We start from the raw sequence: 19489 nt of genomic DNA, 5'->3' as shown, positions 1-19489 counted from the left end.
AAGCGTAGGAAAGAAGGCATTTCACATGAGCAGCAACGAGCAGCCGCGCGGCCCGATCGACTCGTCCCGCATCCCGCGGTACGCCGGACCCGCCACGTTCGCCCGGCTGCCACGGCTCGACGAGGTCGGCACCACCGACGTCGCCGTCGTCGGTGTGCCCTTCGACGCCGGGGTCTCCTACCGTCCCGGCGCGCGCTTCGGCGGCAACGCCATCCGTGAGGCGTCGAGGCTCCTGCGCCCCTACAACCCGGCGCAGGACGCCTCGCCCTTTGCGCTCGCCCAGGTCGCCGACGCCGGCGACATCGCGGCGAACCCGTTCAACATCAACGAGGCCGTCGAGACCATCGAGGCCGCCGCCGACGACCTGCTCGGCACCGGCGCCCGGATGATGACCCTCGGCGGTGACCACACCATCGCGCTGCCGCTGCTGCGCGCCGTCTCCAAGAAGCACGGCCCGGTCGCGCTGCTGCACTTCGACGCGCATCTCGACACCTGGGACACGTACTTCGGCGCCGAGTACACGCACGGCACGCCGTTCCGCCGCGCCGTCGAGGAGGGCATCCTCGACACCGAGGCGCTCTCCCACGTCGGCATCCGCGGGCCGCTCTACGGCAAGCAGGACCTCACCGACGACGAGAAGCTCGGCTTCGGCATCGTCACCTCCGCCGACGTCTACCGCCGGGGCGCCGACGAGGTCGCCGACCAGCTGCGCGCCCGCATCGGCGACCGCCCGCTGTACATCTCGATCGACATCGACTGCCTCGACCCGGCGCACGCCCCCGGCACCGGCACCCCCGAGGCCGGCGGCATGACCTCCCGCGAGCTGCTGGAGATCCTGCGCGGCCTGTCCTCCTGCAACCTCGTCTCCGCCGACGTCGTCGAGGTCGCCCCCGCGTACGACCACGCCGAGATCACCTCCGTCGCCGCCTCCCACACGGCGTACGAGCTGACCACGATCATGTCCCGGCAGATCGCGGCCGCCCGCGAGACGGGCGGGGCGAAGTGACGCACGACCACGACATCGTCCTGCGGCCCACACCGCAGCAGACGCAGGCCGCGCTCAACCCGCCGGCCGGGCGCAACGGCGGTGACCTCGTCGTCGAGACGCTCCAGGGCCTCGGCGCCACCACCGTCTTCGGGCTGCCCGGCCAGCACGCGCTCGGCATGTTCGACGCCCTGCGCCGCTCGTCGCTCTCCTACGTCGGGCTGCGTGTGGAGAACAACGCCGGCTTCGCCGCCGACGCCTACGGCCGGATCACCGGAGAGGTGGCCCCGCTGCTGCTGTCCACCGGACCCGGTGCGCTGATGTCGCTGGCCGCGCTGCAGGAGGCGGCCGCCGCCTCCGCGCCGGTGCTCGCCGTCGGCAGCCAGGTGCCGAGCGCCGGACTCGGCGGCGGACGCCACGGCTATCTGCACGAACTGCGCGACCAGCAGGCCTCGTTCCGGGACGTGGTGAAGTCCGTCCACACGGCCCGCACCCAGTCCCAGATCCCCTCGACGATCGCCGCCGCATGGGAGTCGGCGCTCACCGCGCCGCACGGCCCGGTCTGGGTCGAGATCCCGCAGGACGTCCTGCTCGCGCAGACGGAACTGCCGGTCGTCACCGCGATGGACGCGACGCCCGACGAGGTCGTGCCCCGGCCCGAACTGACCGCCGTGGCGGCCCATCTGCTGGCGAACGCCCGGCGCCCGGCGATCATCGCGGGCGGCGGGGCCGTGCGCTCCGACGCCTGCGGCAAGCTGCTCGCGCTCGCCGAGCGGATCGACGCCCCGGTCGTCACGACCTTCGGCGGCAAGGGCGCCTTCCCCTGGGAGCACCCGCTCTCGCTCCAGTCCTGGCTGGAGGACCGGCACACCACCGACTTCCTGGAGGACGCCGACGTCCTGCTGGTCGTCGGCTCCGGACTCGGCGAACTGTCCTCGAACTACCACACGTTCGCCCCGCGCGGCCGGGTGATCCAGATCGAGGCGGACGCCGGCAAGCTCGGCTCCAACCACGACTGCCTCGGCATCCACGCGGATGCGCGGCTCGCCCTGTCCGCCCTGCTGGAGACGGTGGAGCCCCGTCAGGACGAGACCGCGCCCGAGCGGGTGCGCACCGTCCTGGCCGCCGTACGCGAACGCATCGACGCCCAGGAACTCACCCTGGAACAGCGGCTGCTGGCCTCCGTCAGGGAAGCCCTGCCGGACACCTCGCCCAGCTTCTGGGACATGACGATCCTCGCGTACTGGGCCTGGTCGGCGTTCGACGCCCGCCACCCGAACACGATGCACTCGGCTCAGGGCGCCGGCGGCCTCGGCTACGGCTTCCCCGCCGCCCTCGGCGCGGCGGCCGCCGACCCGACCCGGCCGGTCCTCGCGGTCTCCGGCGACGGCGGGGCGATGTACTCGATCGCCGAACTGGCCACCGCCCGGCAGTACGGACTCCCCGTCACCTGGCTGATCGTGGACGACGGCGGTTACGGCATCCTGCGCGAGTACATGACCGACGCCTTCGGCGAGGCGACCGCCACCGAGCTCGCCCGACCGGACTTCGTGGCGCTCGCCGAGTCCTTCGGCGTGCCGGCCGTCCGTACGACGCCCGAGTCGCTGACGGAGGACCTCGCCAAGTCCTTCGCGGAGCCCGGCCCGTCGGTGGTCGTCCTCCCGGCGGTCCTGAGGATGTTCGCGCCGACCCACCTCTGAGGGCCGGTCCCTGACGGCCGGTCGTCCGGACCGGCCCGTACCGAACCCCTGCGCCCCGCCGCTCACTCCCCCGAGAGCGGCGGGGCGCAGGTCCGTGCCCAGCCGCTCAGGCGGGTGTGACGAACCCCGACTCGTACGCGGCGATGACCGCCTGGGTACGGTCGCGGGCGCCCAGCTTCCCCAGTACGGCGCTGACATGGGTCTTGACCGTCTCCGTGCCGACGACCAGGTGCGCGGCGATCTCCGCGTTCGTCAGACCGCGCGCCATCAGCCGCAGCACCGCCGCCTCCCGCTCGGTCAGCGCGGCGCGCTCCATCGCCGCACGGGCGGTGCCGCTGCCGTACTCCGCGGCCAGCGAACGCACCGCGGCCGGGAAGAGCAGCGACTCGCCCTCCGCGACGAGCCGGACCGCGTGCACGATCTCGGTGGGGCGGGCCCGCTTGAGCAGAAAGCCCGCGGCGCCGGCACGCAGGGCCTCGTAGACGTACTCGTCGTTCTCGAAGGTCGTGATGACCAGGATCTTCGGCGGATCGGTGACCGTCCGCAGCACGGCGCGCGTCGCCTCGATGCCGTCGAGCAGGGGCATCCGGACGTCCATCGCCACCACATCGGGGCGCAGTTGGCGCACCAGCGGTATCACCGCCGCGCCGTCGGCCGCCTCACCGGTCACCTCGATGTCCGGCTGCGCCTCCAGGACGGCCCGCAGCCCGGCCCGGACCAGGGGTTCGTCGTCGACGAGGAGTACGGAGATCGGCACCCGGTCAGCGTAGGCCGTCCAGCGGCAGGCCGACCCGCACCCTCCACCGGCCCTCGTGCGGACCGGCCGTGGCGTGGCCGCCGAGCAGCGCGGCCCGCTCCCGTATGCCGCGCAGCCCGCTGCCGCGGCCGCCTGAAGTCGCGGGCTCCACCAGGGAGTTGTTCACCTCGAGCTCCAGCCGGCCGGCGGCGACCTCGATCCGCACCCGCGTCGGCACCGGGCCCGCGTGCCGCAGGACGTTGGTCAGCGCCTCCTGCACGATGCGGTACCCCTCCCGGGAGACCGGCCCGGGCACGAGTGCCAGCGGCCCGCTCACCTCCGCCACCACCTCGGCGCCGGACGCGCGCGCGGACTCCAGCAGCCGGTCCGCGTCGGCCAGCGTGGGGCGGCTGCCCACCGGCTGCCCGGATTCGCGCAGCACCAGCAGGACCCGCTCCAGGTCCTCCAGAGCCGCCCGCCCGGTCTCCTCGATGGCACCGAGCGCGCGGTCCGTGAACTCCGCGTTCCCCGCGGCCCTGGCCGCCCCCGCCTGCACCACCGCCACCGTCAGCGCGTGCCCGATCGAGTCGTGCAGCTCGCCCGCGATCCGGTTGCGCTCCAGCAACTGCTCGGTGCGCTCCTCCAGCGCGGCCAGCCGTTCCGCCGCGGAGGGGCCGAGCAGCCGCCGGGCGATCGCCGTGATCAGCTCCCCGACGCCCACCACGAAGGCCGCGAGCGCGGCGAGCGGCAGGGGTACCAGCAGCGCATACCACCAGTGGCCGCCCGGCAGTTGGAGGGTCAGGACCCGTGCCGGGCCGGGTCCGGACGCCGCCGAGACCAGATCCACCACCACCCCCAGCAACTGGACCGTGACCAGACCGCAGAGCAGTCCCAGCCCGAGCCGGATCTCCAGCCACAGCGCCGTACGCCCCCGGTCTGCCCAGGTGGCGGACGACGCGGCGGCGATGCCCGAGGACGCGTCCTTGTAGCTGTGCGGCGACAGCAGCAGCCGCGCCTGGAGCCCTTCGGCGAGCCGTACCGCCGGAACGAGCCCCAGCAGTCCCAGCAGCACGAAGGGGATGTACAGCCGGTGTTCGTCGACGAACAGGTACATGCCGAAGAAGACGGTGCCGATGATCAGATGAAGCCAGCGGGTGTAGGTGACCGGGCGGATCAGCGGACGCAGGAGGCCGAGGAGCATCCCGTCATCGTGCCAGCGCGCCGGCCGGGGCGGCTCCCCCGTGCGGGGGAGCCTCTTTCCACCGGCGGGGGAGGCCCCGGCCCGTGGCCGGCGGCCACGCTGGCCCCATGACCAGCATCGACGTCACCAACCTCACCAAGCGGTACGGGGCGACCCGGGCCGTGGACGGGCTCACGTTCGCCGTCCACCCCGGCCGGGTCACCGGCTTCCTCGGGCCGAACGGCGCCGGGAAGTCGACCACCATGCGGCTGATCCTCGGCCTGGACCGCCCCACGTCCGGCACCGCCACCATCGGCGGACGGCCCTACGCCGCGATCGACGAACCGCTGCGCCACGTCGGCGCGCTGCTCGACGCGGGGGCCGCGCAGGGCTCCCGTACCGCCCGCGACCATCTGCGCATCCTCGCCGCGGCGGGCCGGATCGGACCCCGGCGCATCGACGAGGTGCTGGAGCAGTCGGGGATCGCCTCCGCCGCACACCGCCGGATCAGGACCTTCTCGCTCGGTATGCGCCAGCGCCTCGGCATCGCCGCGGCCCTGCTCGGCGACCCGGCGGTCCTGATGCTGGACGAGCCGTCCAACGGCCTCGACCCCGAGGGCATCATCTGGATCCGCGAACTGATGCGCCGGCAGGCCGCGGAGGGCCGGGCCGTGCTCGTCTCCAGCCATCTCATGGGCGAGACGGCCTCGTTCGCCGACCACCTCGTGGTCCTCGGCCGGGGACGGCTGCTCGCCGACACCGGCATGCGGGACTTCATCGACGCCTGGACCACCCCACGGGTACGGCTGCGCACCACCGACGACGAGCGGCTGCGGACCGTGCTCACGGGCAAGGGCTTCACCCCCGTCGCCGGCGAGGACGGCACCTGGACGGTCGACGGCGCACGGGTGACGGACATCGGCCCACTCGCCGCGCAGGAAGGCATCCCGATCCTCGAACTCGCCGGAGAGCAGGCCACGTTGGAACAGGCCTATCTCGCCCTCACCGCGGACCGGACCGAGTTCGCCGCCACCCGCCCGGCCGCCCAGGAGGTACGACCGTGAACCCGAAGCCCGTCCTGCACGCCGAGTGGCTGAAGATCCGCTCGCTGCGGTCCCTGTGCGCCACGCTCGCCGCCGTCTTCGTGGCCACCGTCGCCTTCTCGGTCCTGGCGTGCGCCACCCTCGACCCGCAGGAGTCCGCGCGGCCGGACTTCGACCCGCTGCGCACGTCCTTCTTCGGCCTCGAATTCGGACAGATCGCGGCCATCTCCTTCGGAGCCCTGGCCGTGGCGGGGGAGTACCGCAGCGGCGCGATCCGCGTGTCCCTGACGGCCGTGCCACGCAGAGGTCTGTTCTGGGCGTCGAAACTCGCCGTCGTCGGAGCGCTGTCCCTCGGGGTCGGCCTCCTCACCAGCCTGACCTGCTTCCTCGCCGGGCAGTCCTCCCTCGGCGACCGCGGCCTCGCTCTCACCGACCCCGGCGCTGTGCGCGCCGTGATCGGCTGTGGGATCTTCCTGTGCCTCATCACCCTGTTCTCGGCGGGCCTCGCTGCCGTCCTCCGCAGCGCGCCAGCGGTGATGGGCGTCCTCATCCCCTTCCTGCTGATGCTGTCCTTCGTCGTCGGCGACATTTCTGAGGTCGGGGGCGCGGTGGAGTTCCTTCCCGACCGCGCGGGCCGGCAGATCCTGCTCCAGGACGCGACGGGCACGCTGGGCCCGTGGAGCGGTCTCGGCGTGCTGGCGCTGTGGGTGGGCGCGGCGCTGTGGGCGGGTGGCCGGTCCCTTGCGCGGCGGGACGCCTGAGAGGGCCGGCGGGCGATCACCCGTCCGGCGGGATGCGGGAGCGGGAGACGGCGCCCGGGTTCAGTGGACGATGGTGTAGCTCTGCCACGGGCGGGCGCCGGGCGCGATGATGTCCGACACGGTGGTGGGCAGGTAGATCGTGTCCTCGCCCGTGCAGTCCTGGGTCGGGTAGAGCACGAGGTCCACCAGCGTGTTGTTGGTGACCGAGACGGCCCCCGGCGCGTCGAGCCGGTGACAGCCCGTCACCAGGGGGTTCGACACGCTCACATGCCGCTCGTCGGCGGTCTCGTAGGCGAGGGTGCCCGCGGCGTTGCGGCCGAGGCCGGAGCAGCCCGCGACGGCGACAACCAGGAACGCCGCCCCGGCGGCACCGGCGAGACGCCGGGAGTGGGTCACGGACATGGATGATCCTCGTCTGTGCGGGAAGTTCCTGCCGAGCCCACCCTGCCGCGTCCCCGCGATCCCGGCATCAGGTGAGGGTCTGGTCGGGGGACGGGGAGGGCGGGACGGGGCGGTGACGGGCGCGGCGGCAGGGCCGCGCGCAGGCGGCCGCGCAGGTGTCAGGGCCCCAGCCCGGCAGGCGCGTGCGCCCGAGGGCCTGGGGGCCCGTCCGCCGACCGCCCCGGCCCGCAGTCCCGTGCCGGCGCCGACCCCAGGGTCTGCCGGCGGTCCCCGCCCCGTCCTCCTACGCCCCGGCCCCCGCGACCGCCGGTTCCGCGGGCTGCGACCGGGCCGCCGGACGGCGCTCGAAGGGGCCCAGCTGGGCGACCACCTGGGCGTAGAACCGGTCCACCACGTCGTCGACGCTGCGGATGAATCCTGTTTCCGCACTGCCTCGGGTGACTCCCATGCCCTTGAACAGCGACAGCCGGAAGCCCGTCGCCCGTGTGCCGTCCTTCGGCAGCATGTCGGCCGGCTCCGGGCGCAGGCGCTCCAACGTGCCGCGCGGCCCGTGGCCCCCCTCCACCAGGGTCTCCACATGCAGATCCGCCGGTGCCTCGGCCAGCATGCGCAGCAGCCGTTTCGCCGAGGTGAGGGGATAGCTGCCCTCGGGCGCCCGGACCTCCATGGAGGTCCGCAGCTTGCCGGTCCGCAGATCGGCCACGATCGTGAGAACACCGGGTGTGCTGTCGATGCGCAGTTCGGCTGTCAGCCGGCCGTCCTCGCAGAGCCCGTCGGCGAGCACGGCGCGGCGGGTCTGCGGATCGACACCCCGCCTGGCGCGCTGCACCGGCAGGACCTTCTGGCCGAGCTCACCCCCGAGGCGCAGGCAGACCTGGCGGATGAGCTGCTCCCAGCTCTCCACCACCTCGATGGCGCGCCGGTCGCCCTGGCAGAGGGTCTCCGTGTCGATGCCGTTGCGCACGGGCACCCAGGCGGGCCCCATGTTCTGGAATCCGTGGCAGCCGGAGTTCTCGTGCTGGAGGTACGACAGCAGCTCCTGGAGAAGCCACGCGTGTGCGGCGTTGCCGACGCCTTCGTGGCGGATCAGCATCTGCGCCTGGTGCGCCACTTCGGCCCACGAGAGATGCCAGAGGGCCACCTTGTGCTTGCGCCGTCCGTCCGTCTTGGCCACCACCGGGGGACAGCCTTCGAGGGCGACGTCGTTGGACAGCGTGATCACGGCCTCGTAGCCCCGCCGTGCGGCGATGTCCATGTAGTCCTGGACCTGCTCGGGCCGCAGCGGGTTCCCGTTCGTCTTCGTCTCGACCAGACCCGTCCACAGCTTCCCGGCCCGCTCCACGCGGATCACCCCGTCGGGACGCCTGGGCGTCTCTCCGTAGGGCAGCGTGACCTCGGTGAACGTCTGCATGCGACCGGCAGGCGCGCCGAAAGGCGCCGTCAGCCGCCGCCCGAACTCCGGAACTTCGGCCATCACCGAGAGCAGGACGGATGTCGCCCGCAACTCACGCTCCTTGTCGCTCTTGAGCGTCGGTGCGGGGAACAGCCGTGCCGGCCTCCACGCCTCGTTCTCGGCGAGAGACTTCTTCGCCACCTTGGGCAGCGTGACCTTCTTCTTGGCGGTCCGGGGTCCAGGGGTGCGCCTGGGTGTCGTCCCCGCGCCGGGCTGTTCCCCGCGTGCGTCCTGCGCGGGGAGCGTCACGCGCGGCTCGGCGGCCGCCGAGGGTGATGCCTGTGCCGCCGACTCCTGCTCCACCACGGCCTGCACGGCTTCGGTGGTCTCCTCGTCGGCGCTGTCGTCGACGATGTCGATGCCGAAGTCCGTCGCGAGACCGGCCAGTCCGGACTCGTACCCCTGGCCGATCGCCCGGAACTTCCACTCCTCGCCCCGCCGGTACAACTCGCCGAAGAGGAAGGCGCTCTCCACTCCGGCGTCGTCGATGGAGAAACCGAGCAGCGTCTCGCCGCCGCGGTCGGCCACGGTCACCCGCAGGTCGTCCAGCTCACCGAAGCAGGCCCCGCCGTACTGGCTGGCCGCCACCACGATGCGCTCCACGTCCGGCGGCACCGCCGTCAGATCGAGACTGATCCGGTCCTCGCTGCCACCGTCGGTGGGCGCCTTGCCCAGCAACTGCACACTGCCGTCGGGCGCGGCGGGGTGGTTGTAGAAGAAGAAGTCCGTGTCACCGCGGACCTTCCCGTCGCCGTTGAGCAGCATCACCGAGACGTCGGCGTCCCCGTCTCCGGTCGCGCTGCTCCAGCGCAGGCTCACGATCACCGATCCGGTGTCGTCACTCAGGTCCGCCAGGCCCACGTTCGAGCCCTTGGCCATCTCGCGCATGCTGTCCCCCCAGGACGTGCAGCTGTTTTCACGCAGGCGAAGCTGCCGGACGACGTCGAGCTGTGACGTACGTCGCACTCCCTGCTACGTGATGAACCGTAGCGCCGAGGAGGGGTGCATGAGGAGATGATGTGAAGACCGGAGTTCACATCGAGTCCCCCGGCCTCGATCCCCGCCCCTGCCGTGTCCCCCACGCGTCTGCGCTCCTCCTCGCCTCCCTCTGCGCCTCCGTCACCGCCGCCGTGGCCGTTGCCGGTATTCCTGCCGCCGCCAGGCCCGCCGTTGCCCGGCCTGCCGACCGGCACTGTTCGCCGACCGCGCGGCTGCCCCGCCACTGACCTGCTCACCGTGCGATAACGGCGTACAACTTTTCCGCCCGCCGTGAGTCAAGTGCTGCGGGGGCGTCGGGGAGGCGCCCCGCACAGGCATTCAGGGGACGGGGAAGCTTCATGACTCACCACCGAATATCCGGCCGCGCAACCGGCCGGCCGTCGCGTCGCGCGAGAAGCGCGGCCGGGGTCGTCGCCGTCGCGACACTCGTGCCGCTCGCCGCCGCCACCGCGCCCGCTGCCGCCGCGCCGCCGCAGGTCGCGTGCACCTCTCAGCAGGCCGGTCTCGCCGCCAAGCTGACCGCCGACATCACCGCCGCCCTCAAGGGCCGGAAGTCGACGACGGCCGTGCTGCTCAACGACCGCATCACCAAGACCAGTTGCACCCTGCGGCCGGACCAGCAGTACGACTCGGCCAGCGTCGTCAAGGTGACCGTGCTCGCCGCCCTCCTCCAGGAGGTGCAGTTCCAGAAGCGCGGCTTCACGAAGCGCGAGTTCACCCTCGCCAGCGACATGATCACCAAGTCGGACAACGCGGCCACCAGCGCCCTGTGGAAGCAGCTCGGCCTCACCAAGATCAAGCGCTTCCTCACCGCGGCCGGTATGACGAAGACCGTGCCGGGCGCCGACGGCTACTGGGGCCTCACCCAGATCAACGCCCGCGACGAGCAGAAGCTGCTCGGCATGCTGACCGCCAAGAGCACCGTGATCAGCGATGCCAACCGGACCTACGCCCTCAAGCTGATGCAGAACGTCGTCGCCTCGCAGCGCTGGGGCACCCCCGCCGGGGCGCCCGCCACCGCCACCGTCCAGGTGAAGAACGGCTGGCTCCAGCGGGCCACGCACGGCTGGCGCGTGCACAGCATCGGCGCCTTCACGGGCCCCGGTCACAACTACCAGATCACCGTTCTCACCCACGACAACGCGACGATGAACGACGGGGTGAACACCATCCAGGCCGTCGCCCGGGCGATCCACAAGGACCTCAACCCGACAGCGCCCGCGCGCAGCGCGTTCGTGCCCCCGGCCGTGCCGCACGAGGCCGTCCCGGCCACGCCGGAGCGCGCGGCGAAGGAAGCGATTCCGGCCCCCCGCTGACCGGCCTCACCGGCTCCCGCCGACCCGCGGGAGCCGTATCCGTTTGTTGCAGCGGGATGAAATCCGCTGCTCGCCGCGTTGGTGCCTTCCGGTGGATCAATTTCAACGGGAGGCACTACGTGGCGGCGAATGAGGGGTGGGCCCGGCGCCTGGCCGGTTACGCCTGGCGGTACCGGCGCAATGTGCTGCTCGCGCTCGGTTCGTCCCTGGGCGGCATGGCCGTCATGGCGCTCGTCCCCCTCATCACCAAGATCGTCATCGACGATGTGATCGGCGACCACTCCCGCTCCCTCGCCGTCTGGACCGGCGTGCTCATCGCCGCGGCCGTCGTCGTCTACGTCCTCACCTACGTCCGCCGCTTCTACGGCGGCCGCCTCGCCCTCGACGTCCAGCACGATCTGCGGACCGAGATGTACGCGACGATCACCCGGCTCGACGGGCGGCGTCAGGACGAGCTCTCCACCGGCCAGGTCGTCGGCCGTGCGACCAGCGACCTCCAGCTCATCCAGGGCCTGCTCTTCATGCTCCCGATGACCATCGGGAACGTCCTGCTCTTCCTGATCTCCCTCGCGATCATGGCGTGGCTGTCGCTGCCCCTGACCCTGATCGCCGTCGCCGTCGCCCCGGCCATCTGGTTCATCGCCAAGCGCAGCCGGGTCCGGCTCCACCCCGCCACCTGGTACGCGCAGAGCCAGGCCGCCTCCGTCGCGGGCGTCGTGGACGGAGCCGTCTCCGGCGTACGCGTGGTCAAGGGCTTCGGCCAGGAGGACCAGGAGACGGGCAAGCTGCGCGAGGCGAGCCGCAAGCTGTTCGCCGGCCGGCTGCGCACCATCAGGCTGAACGCCCGCTACACCCCCGCGCTCCAGGCGGTTCCCGCCCTCGGGCAGGTCGCCATGCTGGCCGTCGGCGGCTGGCTGGCCACCCGCGGCCAGATCACGCTGGGCACCTTCGTCGCCTTCTCCGCCTATCTCGCCCAGCTCGTCGGCCCGGTCCGGATGCTCGCCGTGGTGCTGACCGTCGGCCAGCAGGCGCGCGCCGGTGTCGACCGCGTACTGGAGCTGATCGACACCGAGCCCACGCTGACGGAAGGCACCAAGGTGCTCCCGGCGGACGCCCCCGCCACCGTCGAGTTCGACGACGTGACCTTCGGCTACGACCGGGAGCGCCCGGTCCTCGACGGTTTCTCGCTGGAGATCCGTCCCGGGGAGACCGTCGCCGTCGTCGGGTCGTCCGGCAGCGGCAAGTCGACCGTCTCGCTCCTGCTGCCGCGCTTCTACGACGTGACGCACGGCGCGGTCCTCGTCGGCGGCCACGACGTCCGCGAGCTGACGTACGACTCGCTGCGGGCCGCGATCGGCATGGTGCCGGAGGACAGCTTCCTGTTCTCGGACACGGTCCGCGCCAACATCGCGTACGGAAAGCCCGGCGCTACGCAGGAGGAGATCGAGACCGCCGCCCGCGCCGCCCAGGCCGACGGCTTCATCAGCGAGCTGCCCGACGGCTACGACACCACCGTCGGCGAGCACGGTCTGACCCTCTCCGGCGGCCAGCGCCAGCGTGTCGCGCTCGCCCGCGCGATCCTCACCGACCCCCGGCTGCTGCTGCTCGACGACGCCACCTCCGCCGTGGACGCCCGCGTCGAGCACGAGATCCACGAGGCGCTGCGTTCCGTGATGACCGGGCGCACCACCCTGCTGATAGCCCACCGCCGCTCCACCCTCCAGCTCGCCGACCGCATCGCGGTCCTGGACGGCGGACGGCTCGCGGACATCGGCACCCACGAGGAGCTGACCAAGCGCTCGGCCCTGTACCGCCGGCTGCTGACCGACCCGGACGAGCTCGGCGGCGTATCGCCGGGGCACGCTCCGGCGCTGGAGGCCGACCCGGGCAGCGACAGCACCGTACGGGACGAGCTGGACGCGGAGTTCGACGCGGAGCGCGGCATCACACCCCGGCTGTGGGTGCGCGAGGAGAATGCCCAGGAGTCCGCGGCGCCGGGGGCCACCCCCGAGCTGCTCGCCCAGGTGGAGGCGCTGCCGCCGGCCGACGACACACCCGACGTCGACGAGGCCCGCGCCGTCCGCGTCGAGCACACGGAGGGCGAGGGCCAGGGCCTGCGGCTGCTGCTGCGCGGCTTCGGACTCCCGCTGCTCGTGAGCCTGCTGCTGGTGGCCGTCGACGCCGGCATGGGCCTGCTGCTTCCGGTCCTGATCCGGCACGGCATCGACCAGGGTGTGGAGCAGGTCGCCCTCGGCGCGGTGTGGGCGGCCTCCGGCCTCGCGCTGCTGAGCGTGCTCGTGCAGTGGACCGCGCAGATCGGCGAGACCCGGATGACGGGCCGCACCGGCGAGCGGGTCCTCTACTCCGTACGTCTGAAGATCTTCGCCCAGCTCCAGCGGCTGGGGCTGGACTACTACGAGCGCGAACTGACCGGCCGGATCATGACCCGGATGACGACGGACGTGGACGCCCTGTCGACGTTCCTCCAGACCGGTCTGGTCACCGCGTTCGTCTCGGTGGTCACCTTCTTCGGCATCATGGTCGCCCTGCTGGTCATCGACCTCCAGCTCGCGCTCGTCGTCTTCGCGACCCTGCCGGTGCTGATCGTCGGCACCTTCTTCTTCCGCCGCAAGAGCGTCCAGGCGTACGAGCTGGCCCGCGAGCGGATCAGCGTCGTCAACGCCGACCTCCAGGAGTCCGTGTCCGGGCTGCGGATCGTGCAGGCGTTCCGCCGCGAGCGCTTCGGCAACGACCGCTTCGTGGCCCGCAGCGAGCACTACCGCGAGGCCCGCGTCCGCGGCCAGTGGCTGATCTCGGTGTACTTCCCCTTCGTCCAGCTGCTGTCCTCGGTGGCCGCCGCGGCCGTCCTGATCGTCGGCGGGCACCGCGTCGACGCGGGCACGCTGAGCACCGGCGCCCTGGTCGCCTACCTCCTCTACATCGACCTCTTCTTCGCCCCCGTGCAGCAGCTGTCCCAGGTCTTCGACGGCTACCAGCAGGCTTCGGTGTCGCTCCGGCGCATCCAGGAACTGCTGGACGAACCGACGTCGACCGCGAGCGCGAAGAAGCCCGTGGACGTCGCGTCGCTGCGCGGCGAGATCGCCTTCGAGGGCGTCGACTTCCGCTACGGCGACGAGGAGGAGGCCCTCGCGGGCATCGATCTGCGCATCCCGGCGGGCCAGACGGTCGCCTTCGTCGGCGAGACCGGCGCGGGCAAGTCCACGCTGGTCAAGCTGGTCGCGCGGTTCTACGACCCGACGAGCGGCCGGGTGACCGCCGACGGACAGGATCTGCGCGAACTCGACCTCACCGCCTACCGGCACCGGCTCGGCGTCGTGCCGCAGGAGGCGTACCTCTTCGAAGGCACGGTCCGCGACGCCATCGCCTACGGACGCCCCGGCGCGAGCGACGCCGAGGTGGAGGCCGCCGCCCGCGCCGTCGGCGCGCATGACATGATCGCCACCCTGGACGGCGGCTATCTGCACGAGGTCTCCGAGCGCGGACGCAATCTCTCCGCGGGCCAGCGTCAGCTGATCGCCCTGGCCAGGGCCGAGCTGGTCGACCCCGATGTGCTGCTCCTCGACGAGGCGACGGCCGCCCTGGACCTGGCCACCGAGGCCCAGGTCAACCAGGCCACCGACCGGCTGACCGGCCGCCGCACCACCCTGGTCGTCGCACACCGGCTGACGACCGCCGCGCGCGCCGACCGCGTCGTGGTGATGGACGGCGGCAGGGTGGTCGAGGACGGGACCCACGACGAGCTCCTCGCTCTGGAGGGCCGTTACACCACGCTGTGGCGGACCTTCATAGGCGAGGACGAACCGGCCGCGGTGTGACCATGTCGTGGGGTCGGCAACCGTTCCGCCCCCTACTGCGTCGTACGCATGTACGGGGCTGTGACGAGGGGGCGCAAAGGTGTTCGGTGGGACGGGGACGACCAGGCCGGTGAGGCGACTGCTGGCGCAGTTCCTCGCGGTGCTGATGGCCGTGGGGGCGCTGTCCCTCGCCGGGCCCGGTACGCAGAGCGCGGAGGCCGTCGCCTCGGGCTGCTCGGGGCGGGCGCAGAAGACCGTGCGGTTCCCGGGCGGCGAGCTGCGCGTCTACAAGAACCGGAACTACGCCTGCGCCATGACGGTCGCGAGCAACCCCGGGGCCCGGCGGGCGATGTCCGTCTCGCTGCAGGCCCGCGGCGGCCGCGCCGCCGTCGACCGCGGCACCTTCACCCGCCAGGCGGGACCCGTCACCGTGCACGCGCTCAACCGCTGCGTCCGGGCCACCGGTGCCATCGCCGGGGTCTCCCGCTCCACCGGCTGGATCCTGTGCTGACCCGCCGTCGCCCTGTGTCCCCCTCCACCCCCTGACCTGCCGTCGCCCCGTGTCCCCGTCCACCCCCTGACCTGCCGTCGGTTACCCGGCGGTCAACTGGGGGTGGCCAGCCGGGCATTGCCCCCGCTAGGTTCACCGCGTCACAGGTGAACCAAGGGGAGGGTGAATGAGCAAGGCGCTCAGATGGCTGCTGTCGCTCGTGGTGCTCATAGGCACGATGAGCGCAGCCGGTGCGACGGCGGGTGCGGCTACCGCCGCGGAGCCTGCGCCCGGCACGGACATCAAGGACCGGATCCTCGCGATTCCGGGCATGAGTCTCATCGAGGAGAAGCCGTACACCGGGTACCGGTTCTTCGTCCTCAACTACACACAGCCGGTCGACCACCGGCACCCGGGCAAGGGGACCTTCAAGCAGCGGATCACCCTGCTGCACAAGGACACCAACCGGCCCACGGTCATGTTCACCTCCGGCTACAACGTGAACACCACACCTCGCCGCAGTGAGCCGACGGCCATCATCGACGGCAACCAGGTCTCCGTGGAGTACCGCTTCTTCACGCCGTCCCGTCCCGAACCGGCCGACTGGTCGAAGCTGGACATCTGGCAGGCCGCCAGCGACCAGCACCGTCTCTTCACCGCGCTGAAGAAGGTGTACGCCAAGAAGTGGCTCACCACCGGCGGCTCCAAGGGCGGTATGACGGCGACGTACTACGAGCGCTTCTACCCGCGCGACATGGACGGCGTCGTCGCCTACGTGGCCCCCAACGACGTGAAGAACAACGAGGACTCGGCCTACGACCGCTTCCTCGCGGGCGTCGGCACCGCCGAATGCCGCACCAAGCTCAACAACGTGCAGCGTGAGGCGCTGATCCGCCGCAAGCAGCTGGCGGCGATCTACACCCAGTACGCCGCCGACAACGGTTACACCTTCACGACGGTCGGCTCGCAGGACAAGGCCTTCGAGGCCGTCGTCCTCGACTACACCTGGGCGTTCTGGCAGTACAGCCTGCTGGCGGACTGCGAAGCGATCCCGGTCGCCAAGACCGCGACGGACCAGCAGATCTGGGACAGCATCGACGCGATCTCCGGGTTCTCCTTCTACACGGACCAGGGCCTCGCGCCGTACACGCCGTACTACTACCAGGCCGGCACCGAGCTGGGCTCGCCCGACATCAAGCAGCCGCACCTCAAGGGCCTGAGCCGGTACGGCTACCAGCCGCCGCGGAACTTCGTGCCGCGCGACATCCCGATGCGCTTCAAGCCGTTCGTCATGGACGACGTCGACCACTGGGTGCGCAACAACGCCCAGCGGATGATGTTCGTCTACGGTGAGAACGACCCGTGGGGCGCCGAGAAGTTCCGGGTGGGCAAGGGTGCCCGTGACAGCTATGTCTACGTCGCTCCGGGCGCCAACCACGGTGCCGCCGTGGGCGCTCTGGTCGCCGACCAGAAGGCCGCCGCCACCGCCTCCATCCTGAAGTGGGCGGGCGTGGCCCCGGCCACCGTCCAGCAGGACGAGGCCAAGGCGAAGCGCCTGACGGCGTACGACGCGAAGCTCGACAAGCGTGACATCGAGCGGGAGCCGTCCCTGCGGCCGTGATGCCGCCGCGTGGGCTGTGCCCGCCGTGTCACTCACACACGGCGGGCACAGCCCACCGCCTTGTCCCCGCCCAGATGCACGTACAGGGCCGTCGACTTCGGGCACTGCGCCTTCTCGGCCCGGGCGGATGCGACCGTGAACTCGGGCCGGTGGTCGCCCGATCCGTCGCAGGCCGTCTCCTTCACCCGTCCCTCGGCCGCGGTGTACACGCAGTCGCCCACCAGGGTGTGCGGACCGCCGCCCCCGCCCGGGTCTCCCGGGTGCGGCGGCAGGAGATTGCGCATACAGGCGTAGCCCTGCCCCACATCGCCGTCGCCGTCCTCGTCGGCCGACGAGTGCCCCTCGGAGATGTGCAGGACGAAGTCGGTGGGTCCGGGACAGGCCGGCCCGGTCGAGGACCGGCCGCCGTACCGCGCGAGGACCCGGGCCGCCGCCCGCTCACCGGCGCACGGCACCTCGGCGAAGTCCCGGGCGCGCGAGGCACAGTCGCCCCGCCCCAGGAAGACCGCTCCGTAGCCCGGCGAAGGGGACGCGGCGGCCGAACCGGACGGTGTCCCGGCCGCGGCCGGCCCGCCCGCCGTCTGCAGACAGCCGGCCGTCAGGACGACCAGCACGAGTACGAGGGCGCTCACCGCGCCCGCGGACCGCCGAATTCCTGCCATACGGACCCCCCGGGCATCCGGCCGTACGGCCGGTGCGTCCAGGGTGGCCCGCCGAAGCGGGCCACGCCAGCCGCACGGAAGGCCGCAGGACGATTGCCGGTGGTGCGCCGGTGGCAGTGGCCGGATGAGATACGTCAGTCGTACGACAAACCGTGTCCCACGGGATATAGCACCTGGCCCGGGTCGCCCGCCCGCGGTACGGGTACGGGCAGCCGGGCCTCGGGGTCGGCGCGGCCCGCGACGACCCGCGCCGCCGCCCGCAGTTCGACATCGGTCCAGCAGTACGTGGCGAGCGCCGCCGGCACACCACCGAGGTGGGCGATGTCGTACGGGTTGCGGATGGCCAGCGCCACCACCGGCACACCGGTCGCCACCAGCCGGGTCACCAGCGTGCGCTGGGTGCTGGTGGCGGTGACGTTGTAGGTGGCGACGACGATCGCGTCCTTGCCGCTCGCCGCCGCCACCGCCTCGTCGATCTTCGCCGCGGCCGGCGCCGTACCGGTGGACAGGGCCGTGGCGGTGAAGCCCAGTTCGGTGAAGGCCTTCGCCAGCACCGCGGTCGGTGGCCCGGTCGTCCCGGTCGGGGAGGCGGGATCCGCGCCGACGACGAGCAGCCGCGGCTCACGGCGGCGGCTGAGCGGCAGCAGCCCGCGCTCGTTGACGAGCAGGGTCGTCGTGCCGTCAGCGATCCGGTCCGCGGCGGCCAGATGGGCGCGCGTGCCGACCTTGCGCTCCACGCTCCCCTCCGAGACGAACGGCCGGCGGAACAGCCCCAGACGCTCCTTGAGACGCAGGATCCGCAGGATCGATTCGTCGAGGCGATCGACGGTCAGCTCGCCGCCCTTGACGGCGTTCAGTACCGCGTTCCAGGCGACGGCCAGGTCCGGCGGGTTGAGCAACTGGTCCACGCCCGCCTTCAGCGCGAGCACCGGCACCCGGTGGTCCCCGTACTTGTCGCGCACGCCCTGCATGTTGAGCGCGTCGGTCACCACCACCCCGTCGTAGCCGAGTTCCTCGCGCAGGATGCCGGTGAGGATGGGGCGGGAGAGGGTGGCGGGGTCGTTGCTCGGATCCAGGGCGGGGAACTGGATGTGCGCCGTCATGATCGAGTCGACCCCGGCGCCGATCGCCGCGCGGAACGGCGGGGCGTCGATCTCCTCCCACTCCTGGCGGGTGTGGGTGATGACCGGGATACCGGTGTGGCTGTCGACGGTCGTGTCACCGTGGCCGGGGAAATGCTTCGACGTCGCGGCCACGCCGGCGCCGCGGTAGCCGCGGACCTGGGCGGCGACCATCCGGGCGACGGCGTCGGGGTCGGAGCCGAAGGAGCGCACCCCGATGACGGGGTTGGCCGGGTTGACGTTGACGTCCGCGACGGGCGCGTAGTTCTGGAGGATGCCCATGGCGGCCAGTTCGGCCCCGGCGATCTCCGCCGCGCTGCGGGCGTCCGACCGCGAGCCGGCGGCCCCGAGGGCCATCGCTCCGGGCAGCAGCGTGGCGGGCCTGCCCACCCGCGCGACGATGCCGTGCTCCTGGTCCGTGGAGATCAGCAGCGGCAGGGGAGTGGGCTGGCCGAGGCCCGCGCGCTGGATGCCGTTGGACAGCCCCGCGATCTGGCGGGGATCGCGGGTGTTGTGCGCCCAGGCGAAGTAGATGATGCCGCCGACGTGGTACTTGGCGATCAGCTCGGCGGCCGTGCGGACGCCCATCTCCTTGAGGTTCAGGTCGATGTCGGCCTGGTCGGGCGCGGTCGCGGAGTGCCCGTACACCCGCATGACGAAGAGCTGGCCGACCTTCTCCTCGAGGCTCATCCGGGAGATCAGGCGTTTCAGCCGGTCTCGGTGGTCATGGGACACGGCTTCGGCGGCGTAGGCGGGGACCGCGGCGGCACTCGCCGCCACGGCGGTGGCAGCGGTCGCGCTGAGAAGGGTGCGTCTGGAGAGGCTCCGGTCGTGCATGGGTGCTCCTTCCGGCCTTGCTCGACAAGGGAGTTGAAGGAAACTTCCAAAGCACACGGATAGCCCGAAAATTACTGCCAGGTCAAGGGTGCGGCAAGGAAAAGGGCGCGCGCCGTGCGAAAGGTCACCGGTACGGAGGCCGCCACCGGCGCTTCGGGAGGGGGCGCACCGGTGGCGGCGGGGCCGCTGGCCGCAGACGGCGGGAGAGGGAGGGACCGACGCTCGCGGGTGGAGCAGCGAGGGTCGACGCCGCACTGCGGGTCGCATCCAGCGGAGTGGCGGGTTAGACGGAAATGAGGGAGGGCGGGTTGCCTCGCCGGCCGGAACTGGTGCGGGAGGGAGAGATGAGTTGCCTGTGACTCCGGCGC

General features: G+C 72.0%; 14 protein-coding genes. 8 read left to right on the top strand and 6 right to left on the bottom strand.

The window, feature by feature from the left end:
- Positions 1-25 precede the first annotated feature (25 nt).
- Together speB and OHA05_RS12630 are read left to right on the top strand one after the other, a co-directional pair.
- Positions 26-1006, top strand: a complete 981-nt coding sequence (gene speB, locus OHA05_RS12635; protein ID WP_313946212.1) for an agmatinase — start codon at positions 26-28, stop codon at positions 1004-1006.
- The gene (locus OHA05_RS12630; protein WP_328860630.1) at positions 1003-2685 is read left to right on the top strand and encodes a thiamine pyrophosphate-binding protein; all 1683 of its coding nucleotides are present in this window, start codon (positions 1003-1005) and stop codon (positions 2683-2685) included. Before speB ends, OHA05_RS12630 begins: the two co-directional genes overlap by 4 nt.
- A gap of 106 nt (positions 2686-2791) precedes the next feature.
- Here the strand turns inward: OHA05_RS12630 and OHA05_RS12625 are convergent, their stop codons facing one another.
- Positions 2792-3442: a response regulator transcription factor gene (locus tag OHA05_RS12625; protein WP_328860629.1), complete on the bottom strand. Its 651-nt coding sequence runs from the start codon at positions 3440-3442 to the stop codon at positions 2792-2794.
- Between the two features lie 4 nt (positions 3443-3446).
- Positions 3447-4622 carry a sensor histidine kinase gene (locus OHA05_RS12620; protein ID WP_328860628.1) on the bottom strand — a complete coding sequence of 392 codons (1176 nt, stop codon included), beginning with the start codon at positions 4620-4622 and terminating at the stop codon, positions 3447-3449.
- Positions 4623-4729: 107 nt separating this feature from the next.
- Between OHA05_RS12620 and OHA05_RS12615 the strand changes: the two genes are divergently transcribed.
- A complete protein-coding gene (locus OHA05_RS12615) occupies positions 4730-5665 on the top strand; it encodes an ABC transporter ATP-binding protein (protein WP_328860627.1) in 936 nt (311 codons plus the stop codon).
- On the top strand, positions 5662-6405 hold the full coding sequence (locus tag OHA05_RS12610) for an ABC transporter permease (protein WP_328860626.1): 744 nt from the start codon (positions 5662-5664) through the stop codon (positions 6403-6405). The genes OHA05_RS12615 and OHA05_RS12610 overlap by 4 nt, the downstream gene beginning before the upstream one ends.
- 60 nt (positions 6406-6465) lie before the next feature.
- Here OHA05_RS12610 and OHA05_RS12605 read toward each other — a convergent pair whose 3' ends face one another.
- The gene (locus OHA05_RS12605) at positions 6466-6807 is read right to left on the bottom strand and encodes a hypothetical protein (protein WP_313946218.1); all 342 of its coding nucleotides are present in this window, start codon (positions 6805-6807) and stop codon (positions 6466-6468) included.
- Between the two features lie 283 nt (positions 6808-7090).
- A complete protein-coding gene (locus OHA05_RS12600; RefSeq protein ID WP_328860625.1) occupies positions 7091-9148 on the bottom strand; it encodes a TerD family protein in 2058 nt (685 codons plus the stop codon).
- Between the two features lie 449 nt (positions 9149-9597).
- Here OHA05_RS12600 and OHA05_RS12595 point away from each other — a divergent pair, with 449 nt between their 5' ends.
- From OHA05_RS12595 to OHA05_RS12580, 4 genes are all read left to right on the top strand, one after another.
- On the top strand, positions 9598-10575 hold the full coding sequence (locus OHA05_RS12595; RefSeq protein ID WP_328860624.1) for a serine hydrolase: 978 nt from the start codon (positions 9598-9600) through the stop codon (positions 10573-10575).
- Positions 10576-10694: 119 nt separating this feature from the next.
- A complete protein-coding gene (locus OHA05_RS12590) occupies positions 10695-14411 on the top strand; it encodes an ABC transporter ATP-binding protein (RefSeq protein WP_328860623.1) in 3717 nt (1238 codons plus the stop codon).
- A gap of 109 nt (positions 14412-14520) precedes the next feature.
- Positions 14521-14901 carry a hypothetical protein gene (locus OHA05_RS12585; RefSeq protein WP_413777772.1) on the top strand — a complete coding sequence of 127 codons (381 nt, stop codon included), beginning with the start codon at positions 14521-14523 and terminating at the stop codon, positions 14899-14901.
- Positions 14902-15067: 166 nt separating this feature from the next.
- The gene (locus OHA05_RS12580) at positions 15068-16501 is read left to right on the top strand and encodes a S28 family serine protease (RefSeq protein ID WP_313946223.1); all 1434 of its coding nucleotides are present in this window, start codon (positions 15068-15070) and stop codon (positions 16499-16501) included.
- 32 nt (positions 16502-16533) lie between these two features.
- On the opposite strand, the gene OHA05_RS12575 is transcribed toward OHA05_RS12580, so the two are convergent.
- Positions 16534-17163 carry a hypothetical protein gene (locus tag OHA05_RS12575; protein WP_328860622.1) on the bottom strand — a complete coding sequence of 210 codons (630 nt, stop codon included), beginning with the start codon at positions 17161-17163 and terminating at the stop codon, positions 16534-16536.
- A gap of 134 nt (positions 17164-17297) precedes the next feature.
- Complete coding sequence (locus OHA05_RS12570) at positions 17298-19121, bottom strand: glycoside hydrolase family 3 protein (protein ID WP_328860621.1); 1824 nt, start codon at positions 19119-19121, stop codon at positions 17298-17300.
- Between the last annotated feature and the right edge of the window lie 368 nt (positions 19122-19489).

It is taken from the genome of Streptomyces sp. NBC_00306 (assembly GCF_036169555.1).
Taxonomy (GTDB): Bacteria; Actinomycetota; Actinomycetes; order Streptomycetales; family Streptomycetaceae; genus Streptomyces; species Streptomyces achmelvichensis.
The sequence above is the reverse complement of the archived record's forward strand: the minus strand, read 5'-3'. Positions and strand labels throughout refer to the sequence as shown.